The sequence below is a fragment of the Spectribacter acetivorans genome (genome assembly GCF_031846305.1).
GTDB classification, from domain to species: domain Bacteria; phylum Pseudomonadota; class Gammaproteobacteria; order Nevskiales; family Salinisphaeraceae; genus Spectribacter; species Spectribacter acetivorans.
Genome location: NZ_JAVRHY010000001.1, coordinates 387,158 through 401,632, shown reverse-complemented (window position 1 = coordinate 401,632; position 14,475 = coordinate 387,158). Strand labels below are relative to the sequence as shown.

Here is a 14,475-nt window from a genome sequence, read left to right as displayed (position 1 = left end):
TCAGGACACCGCCCGGATGCGGGCCTCGCCCGGGCCGGGCTCGTCGCGGGGATGGGCCAGCGGCTCGCGCACGTAATCCTGGCTGAAGTCATCGGTAAGGATGGCTTCGTAACGCAGGGCGTCGTACTCGCGGATGCCGTCGGCGGCCGCCTGGCTGATCAGCCCCTGATTGACCGCATCGGTGAGCTGGGCGGACACGTCTTCGCCACGCACCCGACCGGTCTTGACCGCCTTGAGGAACGGCTCGTAGTCGGCCTCGATCTCCTGCAGCTTCTCCACCGTGCGCAGCAAGTGGCCGGTGGGGCCGTTGTCGGCACCGCCGATGTATAGGTCGTACTGGAGGCGCTGGTTGAGTTCGCTGTCGGTGGCGCTGTCCAGCATCACGTCGCATACGGCGGCGTTGTCGGCATCCGACGGTCCGTCGAACTGTCGGCCGCGCGGCATGGTGGCCAGCTTGAGGATCGGCCGCACCGCCTTGACCGGGAAGTTGCGAATGACCTCGTACAGAGCCTTGTCCAGCTCGGCCAGATGATGGGCCATTACCCAGCGCACATGGGCCATGTCGGCCTCGCTTTCCCCGTGCTCGTGCACGTAGCGCAGCGTGGCCGAGGCCATGTACAGATTACTGAGCATGTCGCCCAGACGCGCCGAGGTGCGTTCGCGCAGCTTGAGCGAACCGCCGAGCACGCCCATGGCCACGTCGGAGGCGAACGCCAGCGACGCGGAGTAGCGCTCCAGCTGGCGGTAGTAGCCGGCAGTCTCGCCGTCCACCGGCGCCTTGGCCAGCCGGCCATTGGTCAGGCCCAGCACCAACGCCCGCACGCCGCGGTTCACGGAATAGCCGATATGACCGAACAGCAGCCTGTCGAAATCGCGCAGGCCGGCCTTCGGGTCGGCATGGCGGGCGGCTTCCATTTCCGCGAACACGTACGGATGGCAGCGGATCGCGCCCTGGCCGAACACCATGAGGTTGCGCGTCATGATGTTGGCGCCTTCCACGGTGATCGCCACCGGCAGGGCCTGGTAGGCCGCGGCCAGGTAGTTGCGCGGCCCCATGATGATGGTCTTGCCGCTGTGGATGTCCATGGCGTCGGTGATGACGGTGCGCATCATCTCCGTCATGTGATACTTCATCATCGCGGTGACGATGGACGGGGCGCAGTGATCCACCGCGCTGGCGGTGAGATTGCGGCAGGCCTCCATCGAATAGGCGTAGCCGCCGATGCGGCCCAGCGGTTCCTGGATACCCTCGAACTTGCCGATGGCCACGCCGAACTGGCGGCGGATCTTCGAATACGCGGAGGTGATGCCGTACATGCCCTTGCCGGTAGCGGTCGACAGCGCCGGCAGGGAGATACCGCGCCCGGCGGACAGGCATTCCACCAGCATCCGCCAGCCGTTGCCGGCCTGTTCCGGCCCGCCGATGATGGCGTCCACCGGCACGAAAACGTCGGTGCCCTTGATCGGGCCATTCATGAAGGCCGCGCCTGGATAGTGGCGGCGGCCGATCTCGATGCCGTCGGTATCGGTGGGGATCAGCGCACAGCTAATGCCGTAGTCGGTCTTGTCCGGATTACCCAGCAGGCCGTCCGGATCCTGCAGCTTGAAGGCCAGGCCCATCAGCGTGGCCACCGGGGCCAGGGTGATGTAGCGCTTGGAGAAGTTCAGGCGGATGCCCACCACTTCTTCGCCGTCGACCACTCGCTTTTCCACCACGCCGGTGTCCGGCATGGCGGTGGCGTCCGACCCGGCTTCCGGCCCGGTCAACGCGAAACAGGGAATCTCGCGGCCGGCGGCCAGGCCGGGCAGCCACTTCTGCTGCTGCGCCTTGGTGCCGTAATGCACCAGCAGCTCGCCCGGCCCGAGCGAGTTCGGCACCATCACGGTGACGGCCGCGGTCAGGCTGCGGGTGGCGATCTTGGCCACCACGCAGGACTGGCCGTAGGCGGAGAAGCCCAGGCCGCCATGCGACTTCGGAATCAGCATCGCGAAGAAGCCGTTGTCGCGGATGAACTGCCAGACCTCCGGCGGCAGGTCCTTGCGTTCGAAGTGGACTTCCCAGTCGTCGATCATCGCGCACAGTTCGTGCGTCGGGCCGTCCAGGAAGGCCTGTTCTTCATCGGTGAGCGTCGTGTACGGGAATTCCAGCAGCTTCGACCAGTCCGGCCGGCCACGAAAACATTCGCCTTCCCACCACACGTCACCGGCTTCCAGGGCCTCGCGCTCGGTGCGGTTCATTTCCGGCAGCACGCTGCGGAAGACCTTGTAGAGCGGCCGCGAGACCACCGCGCGGCGCAGCGGCACCAGGTTGAACAGCACCGCCGGCGGCAGGAACAGCGCGGCGGCAATGCCGGCGCCGAGCGTGCCGTAGATGCCGGTTGCGTAGCCGGCGACCAGCAATCCGCCGGTCACGGCCGTGAACACGGCCAGCGAGACGCCGCGATAAAGCAGCGTGCCGTAGAGGGCGAGAATCGCGAGCGCAATGGCCAGAGCAATCATGTTGTCGACTCCTGTCGCGGGCAACGCCGGGCCAGCCGGGTGCCGCGATGCAACATAGGAAAGAAATCTTTTCAGAACCTACGCCAGCGTGACGGGTATGTCAAGTTTCCGGAAAGGTAGGTTTCCTATGCTGCGGTTTGCGCTAACATGACCCTCAAACGTGCCCGGAATGAGGTTCGACCCTTGGCCACGACCACCAAGCCCGCCGGCCGCCGTTACCGCGGCCGCACCCCGGAACAGCTGCGCGGCGAGCGCCGCCAGCGCCTGCTCGACGCCGGCCTCGCGCTGTTCGGTGAGCGCGGTTACGCCAACGCGCCGATCGAGCTGATCTGTTCCACCGGTAGCGTGGCCACCCGCCACTTCTACGAACAGTTCGACGGCCGCGAAGCCCTGTTGCGGGCGGTGTTCGACGAACTGGTGGCGGCCACCGGCACGGTCCTGGCCACGGCACTGAAAAACCCCGACCGGGATCTGCACGAACGGGTGTCGGACGCTATCGGCCAGGCGGTGCTCTACCTGCTCAACGATCCGCGCCGGGCACGGGTGATGTGCATGGAATCGGTCGGCGTCAGCCGCGAGATGGAAAGCCACCGCCGCGAGGCGATTCACAACCTGGCCTCGATCATCCGTGACTACTCCCAGCATCTGGCCGAGGCCGGCGAACTGCCCCAGCGTGACTACCACTTCCCCGCGGTGGCCCTGGTGGGCGTGGTCAACGAACTGATCACCGAATGGCTGGTCGAGGACACCGGGCTGGATGCCGGCGGACTGGCGCGCGAGGCGGTGCTGATCTTCCGCGCGGTGATCATCGGCACCAAGCGCTACAGCACGGACTGGCCGCCAGTCGGCTAACCCGCGCCTGCGGCCCCAGCCGCTGTCACGAAAACGTCGCCCGGGCTTTATCAAACGGTCATCTGACTGACGCAAATTGACGCGGTGCCTGATCACGGACCGTCGATTTGAGCCGCATTGCACTGATTACCGACGCCTGGCACCCGCAGGTCAACGGGGTGGTCACGGCCCTGTCCGCGCTGGTGTCCGAACTGCACCGCGCCGGCGACGAGGTGCGGGTGATTCATCCGGGGCGTTTCGTCACCGTGCCCCTGCCCACCTATCGGGAAATCCGGCTGGCGGCAGTGCCCTACCCGGGAGTCGCGCGCCGGCTCAAGCGCTGGCAGCCGGATGCCATCCACATTGCCACCGAAGGTCCCTGCGGCATGGCCGCCTGGCTTTACTGCCAGCGCCACGGGCTACATTTCACCACCTCGTTCCACACGCGGTTTCCCGAGTACCTGCACGCCCGGCTGCCGTTCCTGCCGGTATCGCTGGGCTACCGGGTGCTGGCGCGCTTCCACGGCGCGGCCGACGCCACCATGGTGAGCACGCCGCCGCTGGCCGACTTCCTGCGCGAGCGCGGCTTCTCCAACCTCAGGCAATGGGCGCGCGGGGTCGACACCGAACGCTTCCGGCCGCTGGCCAGCGACGTGCTGGCCGACCTGCCCCGCCCGATATTCATGTCGATGGGCCGGGTGGCGGTGGAGAAGAATATCCAGGCCTTTCTCGATCTCGACCTGCCCGGCAGCAAGGTGGTGGTGGGCGACGGCCCGGCCTTCCCGTCGCTGTCGCGGCGCTATCCCGAGGTGCACTGGCTGGGCCTGAAGCTGGGCGACGATCTCGTACGGCATCTGTCCGCCGCCGACTGCCTGGTCTTTCCCAGCCGCACCGATACCCTCGGCCTGGTGCTGCTCGAGGCGATGGCCTGCGGCGTGCCGGTGGCGGCCTATCCGGTCACCGGGCCGTCCCAGGTAGTGGACTCGGGCGAAACGGGCGTGCTTGACGGGGACCTGCGCGCCGCGGCGCTGGCCGCGCTGGCACTGGACGGCGACACCTGCCGCCGCCAGGCCGAGCGCTGGAGCTGGGCGGCCTCGGCCCGCGAATTCCGGCACAACCTGGTACCGGCGCGCCAGTCCGGGCGTGCGGCGATTCTGCGACCCCAAAGGAGACCCGGATGAAGATCCTGATTCCCGGTGGCGACGGCTTCTGCGGCTGGGCCACGGCCCTGCATCTGTCCGCCCGCGGGCACGCGGTGCATCTGGTGGACAACCTCTCGCGGCGCAAGATCGACATCGAACTGGGGGTGGATTCGCTCACCCCGATCGCGCCGCTGCGCAACCGGCTGGCGGCCTGGCGCGAGCTGACCGGCCGGCAGATCGAGTGGACCGATCTCGACGCCGCCCGCGACTACGACGCCCTGGAACGCCTGATCCGCGACTGGCGGCCGGATGCGGTGGTGCACTTCGCCGAACAGCGCTCGGCCCCCTATTCCATGAAGTCGGCGGCCACCAAGCGCTACACGCTGGAGAACAATCTCTCCGCCACCCAGAACCTGCTGTGCGCGCTGGTGGAAACCGGCATCGACGCCCATCTGGTGCACCTGGGCACCATGGGCGTCTACGGCTACGGCGGCGGCATGCGCATTCCCGAGGGGTATCTGACCATCCAGGCCGAGGCCTCGGACGGCGGCCGACTGGAGCGGGAAATCCTGTTCCCGCCGGACCCGGGCAGCATTTACCACATGACCAAAACCCAGGATCAGCTGCTGTTCTACTTCTACAACAAGAATGACGGCATCCGCATCACCGACCTGCACCAGGGCGTGGTGTGGGGCACCCAGACCCGCGAGACCCGGCTGGACGAGCGCCTGATCAACCGCTTCGACTACGACGGCGACTACGGCACCGTGCTCAACCGATTCCTGATGCAGGCCGCGGTGGGCTACCCGCTGACCGTGCACGGCAGCGGCGGCCAGACCCGGGCCTTCATCCACATCCAGGACAGCGTGCGCTGCATCGAGATGGCGCTGACGCATCCCCCGGCAACCAGTGAACGGGTACGCATCTTCAACCAGATGACCGAGACCCACCGGGTGGCCGATCTGGCGCGGATCGTAGCGGAACTCACCGGGGCCGAGATCGCCTATCTCGACAACCCGCGCAAGGAAGCCGACGCCAACGACCTGGCCGCCGACGCCCGCTGTCTGATCGACCTGGGCCTGCAGCCCACCACCCTGCGCACCGGGTTGCTGGAAGAGATCGTGGAAATCGGCCAGCGCTATCGCGAACGCTGCGACCGGGACCGCATTCCCTGCACCTCGCAGTGGACGCGGGTGCCGGCAGCGGCCCGGGTGGATCGCCGCGCCGGCTGAGCCTGACTCGGGGCGGCCAATTGACGTAATGTCTGCGTTTTGCCGACCGGCGCCCGCGCGCTGATCGGCCCGACCGACAGGACGCAGACCCGGCATGGCCAGCGAGGACGATACCGACCATCTCGACCTCGCCGACGGCGACGAACCCGCCGACGGCGAGCCGATTTCCTACCAGACCTTCGGCGAGCAGTTCATCCGCCATCTGGTGACCGTGCCGCGCCTGCGCGCGGAAGTGGAACAGATTCTCCAGGCCACCATGGAGGGCTCGGCCGAGGCCCTGCCCAACGAACTGCTGGTGGCCTCCTACCGGTTCGCGCCCCACGACATCGAGATCGAACGGCGGGTCAGCGACGACGCGGAAGTGGCCTTCTCGCTGGTGCTGGGCGGCGTGCTCACGCTCAAGATCAAGGTGATGGGCATGACCGTCGGCCTGCCCATGGACGTGAGCATCCGCGTGGCCATCGACGTGCACACCTTCGCCCCGCTGACCATCAAGCTGGTGCCCCGGCCGCTCACGCATCGGAACGTCAAGGTGACTACCCGCATGCCGCGCGAACTGCGGGCGCTTCCCACCCGGCTGCTCGATCGCATCAACCCGCTGGCCATCGCGGTGCAGGAGAACATCGTGCGCCAGGCCAATCACCGGCTATCCCGGCCGGACCTGGCCGAGGCGGCGACGGTTGACGTGCTGGCGCTGGCGGAAGGGGCGCTGGGCGGGAAGGCCTGAGCAGAGGTCGGGCGGCACAGCTGAGCCCCTCTCCCTGGCCCTCTCCCACGGGGAGAGGGGATGGCTCCCCTAACCAGCTGGTGCTCAGGCCGCGGTGCCCTCCAGCGCCGGGGCAAGCTGATCCCACACGCCGCGGTCGCGGGCGGCGGCCTGGAATGCGGCTTGATCGTCGGCGCTCTGGCGGCGATAGACTTCGCCCGCCTGGCCGAGATCATCGGCTTCCACTGACGACAGGGCCACCGCCACCGCCGCCCAGCCACCGGTATCACGGGCGGCATCCAGGATCGATTCCAGCAGGTCGCCGTCGTTGGCGAGGCTGATCTGCGCCGCCGAGCGCTGGCCGGCGGTTTCCATACGCTCAACGAAATCCAGTAGCAGTCCCAGCCGGCCGGTGCGCGCGGCGGTGGCGATCAGGCTTTCCAGCACGTGCTTGTTGGCGGCAATGGGCAGCCGGGCAATCATGTCGCGCTCGGCATCGTCGGTGTATTCGAACAGGTCGATGGCCACGTCCCACTGATCGGCATTGTGGGCGGCCCACATCGCGGCTTCGGCCACTTCCGGGCCCTGGGCAAGTGCTGCATGGGCGACCACCCGCTGCCACTCCCGCCGCATCGGCCGGGCCAGCGGCAGGGCGGCTTCCAGCAGGCCCTCGCGGTAGGCGGTATTGACCAGATCGCCCAGCACGGTTTCGTCGCGTACGGCGGGCAGGTTGACGATCTTGCGGTGGTATTTGGGGTTCATGCGGGCCATGCCGCGAAGCACCGGCCCCCACAGATTCTGCGCGTGGGCCACTCCTACCAGCCCGTTGAGGGTGGCCTCGTCCTGCTCGGCCATGATGTTGGCCAGCCGGCCACGCAGGTCGTCGTCGACGTTGTCGATCACCGATAGCGCCTCGGGCCAGAGGTTCTGTTCCGTCCCGGCGCGCATGATGCGGGCCACGCGGTCGTTGTCGATCATCCGCAGGATGCGCGACAACTGCGCCTTCTCCTCCATGTAGAAGGCGATGTGCAGCAGCACGGCGTCGTCATCCACCGCCGCCACCACCGCGCGGATGGCCGGGGCGGACAGGGCATCGGCGAAGCGGCCGAGGGTAATGTAGTCCTTGCGCTCGACCAGGATCAGGGCGGCGTCGCGGATCAGTTCGGCCGGCAGGCGCCGGATGATGGGCCGCACCTTGTCCGGATCCACGTGCATGGCGGTATCGGCAAGAAAGCCCGGCGGTAGCCGCTTGGCGATCTTGAACGCGCGGATGGCGTTCATTTCGCCGACCAGACGCCCGGACAGCAACGGCCCGAAGGCGGATTCGGCCAGGCGCGCCAGCATGGCCTTGGGCAGCAGCCGGGTAAGCCGTTCAAGCCGGGCGAAGCGGTCGCGGCGGTCCTCGAAGGCGGACTGCAGGATGCGCCGGCGCAGGCGACGGATATTCGCCGCCCCACTGCCGCGCAACCCGGTCAGCTGATCTTCCGACAGATCCAGCAAAGCGGACAGCTTGGCCAGCTCGGCGCGGGTTTCCAGATCGGGCAGGGCTTGCTCGGTCATCGCCAGCCCCTCAGGTGAGCACGCGGCGGGCGAGGCCGCCGAGCATGCCCGGCAGTGCCGCAACGCCGTTGGTGATCGCGGCGGTCAGTGCATCGTGACGGGCATCCAGTTCGCGGCCGGCGGCCTCGCTGATTGCCGTCAGCGTGTCGTCGTCCACGAATTCCAGAAACGCCAGTTCGTCGGCATTGGCCCCCAGCCGCTGTTGCAGCGCCTGCATCGGGTTCTGACTCATGCTTTTCCCCTCCCGCAATCTTGCCTGGCGCCACGTCGAGTCGGGGTCGGGCAAGTTCGTTATCGCCGGCCCCGCCAGGCTGCAGCCGCCGTGATTTGGCTTACAGAATTCTCTGACATACTGTTACAGTCATTACTGACTTTTACAACACTAAACCGGCACGATCGCGACATCGTGACCAGGTGCAGGGAGGAGCGGCCCCCGGCCCGCTCGACGACGGGAGCGAGACTCATCATGGAAGGCTTTGCCGATTTCCTGGCCAATCCCCTGGTCTATCTGTCGATGCCGGTGATCAGCGCGATCGTGGGTTATGGCACCAACGTGGTCGCCATCTACATGATGTTTCATCCGCTGGAATTCGTCGGCGTGTACAAGCCGATCCTGGGCTGGCAGGGCATCATCCCGCGGCGGGCCGCCAAGATGGCGGGCATTTCGGTGGACACCATCACCGAGAAGCTGATCGACCAGAAGGAAATCTTCGAGCGGCTGGATCCCGAGCGCATCGCCGAGGAGCTCGAGGGACCGCTCAACAACATGGTGGAGGACATCACCAACCAGGTGATGCGGGAACACCAGCCCACCCTGTGGGAATCCCTGCCGAACGTGGTCAAGAACCAGATCTACAAGCGCATCAACCGCGAGATGCCGGAGATCGTGGCCGAGATCATGGCCGAGCTGAAGACCAACATCGAGCAGATGTATGACCTCAAGGACATGGTCATCACCAACCTGACCCGCGACAAGGCCCTGCTCAACACTATCTTTCAGGAAGTGGGCTACGCGGAGTTCAAGTTCATCGCCCGGTCCGGCATCTACTTCGGCGGCCTGTTCGGCGTGGTGCAGATGATCGTCTGGCTGTTCTTCCAGGAATGGTGGCTGCTGCCCGCCTTCGGCCTGGCGGTGGGCTACGCCACCAACTGGCTGGCCCTGCAGATGATCTTCAATCCGAAGGAGGTCTTCCGCATCGGCCCGTTCAACATCCAGGGCCTGTTCATGAAACGCCAGGAGGAGGTCGCCGCCGACTACGGCCGGCTGGTGTCGCAGGAGATCATCACCCCGGCCAACATCATCGAGGCCGTGCTCAAGGGGCCGTACTCGGACAAGGTATTCGCAATGATCGGCCGACACGTGCAGAAGGCGATCGACGACCAGACCAGCATCGCCAAACCGTTCGTCACCTTCACCGTGGGCACCCAGAATTACATCCGGATGAAGAACAGCGCGGTGGCCAGGATCATCGACAACATGCCGGACGCGCTCAAGCATGTGGAGGCCTATGCCGACGACGCGCTCGATCTGCAGAACACGCTGATGACACGCCTGCAGGCCCTGTCCCCGGAGGAGTTCGAGGGCATGCTGCGCCCCGCATTCGAACAGGACGAGTGGATCCTGATCGCGGTGGGTGCCGCACTCGGCTTCATGGTCGGCGTATTCCAGCTGGTGGTGCTGTTCGGCGACGAGATGGGTATTACCGGGGGCGGCGGCCAGGCCGCAGTGATGCTGCTGCAGAGCACCGGGCTGGTCTGACGCCGGACGCGTGAACGGGGCACTGGTATTCATCGCCGCCGGGGCCGGCATTGCCGCCCTGGGGGTGGTGTTGTTCTTCGTCCCGGTCGTGATCGCCCGCCGGCGGCGCGCGCCGGGGGTCGATAACGAACGGCTCGCGGCCACGGTCCACGCCTTTTCGCGGCTGACCCCGGCCGAACGGAAACGCCTGGCCACCCGGGTCCGCCTTTTCCTCAAGCGCAAGAGGTTCACCGCCAGCGGCCAGACCGTACCCGACATCATCCGCCTGGCGGTGGCCGGCAACGCCTGCCTGCTGCGGCTGGGCCGGGATGCGGACTGTTTTCCGGACGTCCGCGAGGTCGCGCTTGACGACGCGGACGATCCCCCTGCCCGCATCGGCCTGGCCTGGATTGACGTGGAAGACGCGATGAGCGGCAGCCCGCGCAACCCGGTGATCCGGGCCTTCGCCGCGCGGCTGGCGGATCAGCGCACGGCCCATCCCCGCAACCGTTGTGCGGCCGAGTATCCGGAAAAATGGTGGCGCCAGTTCACGGCAGTGGCCACCGACCGCACCACGCGCGAGGCCCTGCCGACGCTGGCCGACACGGATATACCGGATGCGCTGTTCCTGGGCGCGTCGGAAATGTTCTTCCAGTCCCCGGACGTACTGGCGAACGCTCACGATCCCCTGTACCGGCTGATGACCGAGTTCTACGGCGTCACCCTGAGCCGGCCTGGCTAGAGCGATATCTCGCCCTGCTCGATTGCCCGGCGGGCGTCGGCGGTCATGAGCTCGTAGGCGTCACCGCCCGGCGGCAGCCAGTAGACCGCCTCGTCATCCGGCGGCGCGAAGCCTTCCTTCTTGAGCTCCACCTTGCGGTGCTTGAAGGTGCCGGTGACTTCCTGTTCGCCCTTCAGGCGGAGAAACACCGGCACCGCATAGGCCGGCAGTTCCGCTTTCAGATGCACGGCCAGACCGGCCCAATCGAGGTCGTCGCCCTCGGGTGTGATCGCGGCCATGCCGGCGCGACCGTCCGTGTGCGGCACCTCGACCCCGTAGACCACGCTTTCGGCAACCTGGGGGTGGCTGTTGAGGGCCTTTTCCACTTCCGTCGTGGCCACGTTCTCGCCCTTCCAGCGGAAGGTATCGCCGAGGCGGTCGACGAAGGCGATGTGGCGCATGCCCTGATCGCGCACGAGATCGCCGGTATTGAACCAGCAGTCGCCCTTCTTGAACGCATCGCGGAACAGTTTCTTCTCGCTGGCTTCGACGTCGGTGTATCCCTCGAACGGGGCCATGTTGGTGATCTTGGTCACCAGCAGGCCCACTTCGCCAGTGGCCACTTCCTGCAGGCGGCCGTGGTCGTCCTTGGTGGGTGCCTCGGTGACCGGATCGAACGCCACCACCGCGAATGACAACGGGCAGAACCCGGCGGTGCGATCCATGTTGAAGCCGTTGACGAACACTAGGTTGCCTTCGCTGGCGCCGTAGAACTCGCAGACACGCTCGATGCCGAAGCGGCTCTTGAACTCGTCCCAGATGTCGGGGCGCAGACCATTACCGATGATCACCCGCACCAGGTGATCGCGGTCGCCGGGCCCGGCCGGGGCCCGCAGCAGATAGCGGCACAGCTCGCCGATGTAGCAGAAGGCGGTGGCCTCGTAGCGGCGGGCCTCGTCCCAGAAGGCCGAGACGCTGAACTTGCGGCCCAGCGCCATGGTGGCCCCGGCGCAGAGCACCGCGCCCCAGGACACGGTCAGCGCGTTGTTGTGGTAGAGCGGCAGGCAGCAGTAGAGCGCATCGTCCGCGCACAACCCCATGCCGGCCAGGCCCAGCCCGGCCCCGCCGCGCAGCCAGCGGGTGTGACTCATCACCGAGGCCTTGGGCATCCCGGTGGTGCCGGAGGTGAAGATGAAGAAGGCTGGCTGGGACTTTTCCACCCGGCGGGTATCGGGGGGATTGGCGGCGGACTGCGAGCGCGCCTCCGCGTTCAGATCCCGGTAGGCGGCGGAATCCGGGGGGCGACTGTCCTCGCCCAGATGCCAGACGCGATCGCCCTGGTCGAACCCGAGCCCGCCACGCACCTCGTCGAAGGCCTCGTGCAGATCGTCACCAACCAGCACGGCCGCGGGCTCGACCAGACCCAGACTGTGAGCCAGCACCTCGCCCCGCTGCTTGGTATTGCACATGGCCGCTGCCGCGCCCAGCTTGACGATGGCGGTTATCGCCATGAGCGTGTGCGAACGATTGCCCACCAGCACCGCGACCCGATCGCCTGACCGGATGCCGGATTTCTTGAGCACGTGGGCGTAGCGATTGGCCGCGGCATTGAACTCCGCGTAGTTGTATTCCTCGTCCTCGAAACGCAGGGCGGTGCGGTGCGGGTGGCGCCGGGCGTGGTGTTCCACCAGGCGGCCGATTGACAGGTGCTTGAGTACCCGCGAGGCGCCGATCAGCCCCACGCCGCGGGCCAGACTGGGCGTACGTACGATATCCCGGAGACCGGCGCGGGCCAGATCCCCAAAGGTGATGCGATCAGCGTTTTTCTGCGTCATGGTCTGATTCATGTCGTTGCTGCGTTTCGGTTGGCCGGCGACCGCCAAGCTCGTCGAGCACCCGTTGCTGGATGCGTCTGGCTACCTCCTCGGCCACCACCTCGTTCACCCGGGCCTGCAGCCGCCGGCGCATCTGCCACCAGGACAGCATGAAGCCGAACACGAAGGTCAGCACGCCCAGCGCCACCCAGAGCCAGGGGCCGTCGGTCACGATCCCGGCCCGGCAAACGCCCACAGCGCCTGCCCGAAACCCGACAGCGACACGGTATGCCGTTGTAGCCGCGGCCACAGGCGCAGAGTGGTCTTGATGTAGACGCTGGCGTCACGCACGCCGGTGTCGGCAGCCAGCATTTCGTAGGCGGTCTTGAGGCCGGCATCCTCCGGCCCCACGTGCAGCAGGCCCAGCGAACGCATGTGACCGACCAGACGGGGCACGTCGTCACGCAGCGTGACGCCCGCCTCGCGCCCCAGGCTGGTGGCGTTCTCCAGCACCCACTCACGAATGGCGCCGGCGGGCAAGCCGGCGCCCACATGCACCAGCGGCAACTGCCGGCCGTCGCCGAGCACCGCCAGCATCTTGGCCTGACCGGGGCACAGCTGACCCAGCACCCCGATGAACTCACGCTCCCGGGCCTCGTCCAGGGTCAGCCGATCGGCATCGGTGAGCAGTCCGGCCAGCATCGCCCGGGCATCGCCCGCCTGGCTGTGCCGGGGCCGGCGCGGCTCGCTGTCGGACAGCTCGTCCAGCCGGTGCTTGAGTTCATTGACGGCCCATTCCTCGGCCGCCTGCAGTCGTTTCACCGCGGTGCCGGCCATCGGCCATTCCTGGGCCCGCTCGGCGGCCCGGCGCAGCAGACGCACCGGCATCGGCGTGGGCAGGCGCAGGCTCTTGCCGGGTTTGTCTGCCATGACTTCGTTCTCCTGACGATCAGCCGAATGCGGCCGCGAACTCGCTACCGAACAACACGATCAACTGGAACCAGCCCACCGCGAAGCCCAGCGCCGCGCCCACCGCGATCAGAATCCATTCATCCTCCTCGAAGGCGGGCCGCAGCATGCCTTCGAAGTCGGTGGAATTCAGTGCCTGCAGCCGGGTGACCAGGGTCTCGCGAATCTGCATCGCGTCCTCGGCATAGTCGGTGACGTGCTGCAGGGCCACCGGCATGCGGGCCAGCACCTCGCTGATGGCGGATTCCTTCATCAGCCGATAGTTTCGCGTGCCCACGGTCCAGGCGACAAACGGCCGGGCCACGCTGGCGGAATCGTCGATCGCCTCCTGCACGTGCCGGCCCACCAACGCGAACAGCTTGTCCGCGTAGGGACCCTTGAGAATGGCCTCGAGAATGTTGCCGGGTGTGAGGATTTCCTGCGACACCAGCTCGCCGTAATCCCGCGCCACTTCCATCTGCCGCTTGTGGAACAGCCCCTGGACGGAAAACGGGCCGATCCGCCACAACTCCTTGGGATTGAAGATCATCTTCAGTGCCACCCAGTTGGTGGCGTAACCCACCATCAGCCCGAACGCCGGCAGTAGCCACCAGGTCTGGTAGAACACCCAGACGCCCATCTGCAGGCAGCCGAACAGGAAGCCGAAATAGAGCCCGGAGCGACCGATGAACTTGAACTCGGCCCGCCCGGTTTCCTTGAAGATGCGATTGAGCAGCGGCTTGTCGCGCACCAGGCTCGATACCACCATATCCTTGAGATCGAACATCTGGCGGATGTTGGTGCGCACCTCGCCCATCACCTCGGCGATCACCTCCGGGGCCTCGCCCTGGACACGGCGAATGATCTGGCGCTTGATCGCGCCGGGCAGCGACTCCCACAACAGCGGCTGATGCCGGCGCATCACCGCCTCGGTGATTTCGTCGACCATGGCCAGCGTGGGCTGCTCCAGCTCGTCGGCGATGCGCTGGGGGTCCAGCCGCGAGAATATTTCCTCCTCGTCGAGCAGCTTGGACGTGATGGTATCTACCGCGATGCCGGCCATCTTCGCGCACTTGCGCGGCACGATGCCCTGCCAGCCAAGGATCGGCTCCTTGATGCCGATGAACTCCAGGGGGTGGAACATCATGCGGATGGCGATCACGTTGGTAACATAGCCCACCACCGCGCTGATCACGGGCATGGAGATGTACTTCCATGTTTCCAGCCCCAGGCCGAGAAACCCGGCTTCCTCCATCTGCCCTCCCCCGAATCCGCTGAGTCCAG

The 14,475-nt window shown here is 66.7% G+C and carries 13 protein-coding genes; 6 read left to right on the top strand and 7 right to left on the bottom strand.

Annotation, left to right across the window (positions count from 1 at the left end):
• Positions 1-2,499 carry an acyl-CoA dehydrogenase gene (locus tag RM531_RS01805; protein ID WP_311656843.1) on the bottom strand — a complete coding sequence of 833 codons (2,499 nt, stop codon included), beginning with the start codon at positions 2,497-2,499 and terminating at the stop codon, positions 1-3.
• Between the two features lie 183 nt (positions 2,500-2,682).
• Here RM531_RS01805 and RM531_RS01800 point away from each other — a divergent pair, with 183 nt between their 5' ends.
• From RM531_RS01800 to RM531_RS01785, 4 genes are all read left to right on the top strand, one after another.
• Positions 2,683-3,351, top strand: coding sequence for a TetR/AcrR family transcriptional regulator (locus tag RM531_RS01800; protein WP_311656841.1), 669 nt, complete (start codon positions 2,683-2,685; stop codon positions 3,349-3,351).
• A 107-nt stretch (positions 3,352-3,458) separates the two neighbouring features.
• On the top strand, positions 3,459-4,511 hold the full coding sequence (locus RM531_RS01795; protein WP_311656840.1) for a glycosyltransferase family 4 protein: 1,053 nt from the start codon (positions 3,459-3,461) through the stop codon (positions 4,509-4,511).
• Positions 4,508-5,704 (top strand): NAD-dependent epimerase/dehydratase family protein, encoded by a 1,197-nt coding sequence (locus RM531_RS01790; RefSeq protein ID WP_311656839.1) that lies wholly within the window; start codon positions 4,508-4,510, stop codon positions 5,702-5,704. Before RM531_RS01795 ends, RM531_RS01790 begins: the two co-directional genes overlap by 4 nt.
• A 94-nt stretch (positions 5,705-5,798) precedes the next feature.
• Positions 5,799-6,431, top strand: a complete 633-nt coding sequence (locus RM531_RS01785) for a hypothetical protein (RefSeq protein WP_311656838.1) — start codon at positions 5,799-5,801, stop codon at positions 6,429-6,431.
• A gap of 84 nt (positions 6,432-6,515) precedes the next feature.
• On the opposite strand, the gene RM531_RS01780 is transcribed toward RM531_RS01785, so the two are convergent.
• Both RM531_RS01780 and RM531_RS01775 read right to left on the bottom strand, forming a co-directional pair.
• On the bottom strand, positions 6,516-7,970 hold the full coding sequence (locus RM531_RS01780) for a hypothetical protein (protein ID WP_311656836.1): 1,455 nt from the start codon (positions 7,968-7,970) through the stop codon (positions 6,516-6,518).
• Between the two features lie 10 nt (positions 7,971-7,980).
• The gene (locus tag RM531_RS01775; RefSeq protein ID WP_311656835.1) at positions 7,981-8,202 is read right to left on the bottom strand and encodes a hypothetical protein; all 222 of its coding nucleotides are present in this window, start codon (positions 8,200-8,202) and stop codon (positions 7,981-7,983) included.
• A 234-nt stretch (positions 8,203-8,436) separates the two neighbouring features.
• On the opposite strand from RM531_RS01775, the gene RM531_RS01770 reads away from it, so the two are divergent.
• The gene (locus RM531_RS01770; RefSeq protein ID WP_311656834.1) at positions 8,437-9,729 is read left to right on the top strand and encodes a DUF445 family protein; all 1,293 of its coding nucleotides are present in this window, start codon (positions 8,437-8,439) and stop codon (positions 9,727-9,729) included.
• A gap of 10 nt (positions 9,730-9,739) precedes the next feature.
• Positions 9,740-10,450 (top strand): zinc-dependent peptidase, encoded by a 711-nt coding sequence (locus RM531_RS01765; RefSeq protein ID WP_311656833.1) that lies wholly within the window; start codon positions 9,740-9,742, stop codon positions 10,448-10,450.
• Here the strand turns inward: RM531_RS01765 and RM531_RS01760 are convergent.
• The 4 genes from RM531_RS01760 to RM531_RS01745 are packed head-to-tail and all read right to left on the bottom strand — an operon-like array spanning position 10,447 to position 14,446.
• Positions 10,447-12,264, bottom strand: coding sequence for a long-chain-acyl-CoA synthetase (locus tag RM531_RS01760; RefSeq protein ID WP_311656832.1), 1,818 nt, complete (start codon positions 12,262-12,264; stop codon positions 10,447-10,449). The two genes, RM531_RS01765 and RM531_RS01760, sit on opposite strands and share 4 nt — an antisense overlap.
• The gene (locus RM531_RS01755; RefSeq protein ID WP_311656830.1) at positions 12,245-12,475 is read right to left on the bottom strand and encodes a hypothetical protein; all 231 of its coding nucleotides are present in this window, start codon (positions 12,473-12,475) and stop codon (positions 12,245-12,247) included. The genes RM531_RS01760 and RM531_RS01755 overlap by 20 nt, the downstream gene beginning before the upstream one ends.
• On the bottom strand, positions 12,472-13,173 hold the full coding sequence (locus tag RM531_RS01750) for an Abi-alpha family protein (RefSeq protein ID WP_311656828.1): 702 nt from the start codon (positions 13,171-13,173) through the stop codon (positions 12,472-12,474). Before RM531_RS01750 ends, RM531_RS01755 begins: the two co-directional genes overlap by 4 nt.
• 19 nt (positions 13,174-13,192) lie before the next feature.
• Positions 13,193-14,446, bottom strand: a complete 1,254-nt coding sequence (locus RM531_RS01745) for a DUF445 family protein (protein WP_311656826.1) — start codon at positions 14,444-14,446, stop codon at positions 13,193-13,195.
• Positions 14,447-14,475: the final 29 nt, after the last annotated feature.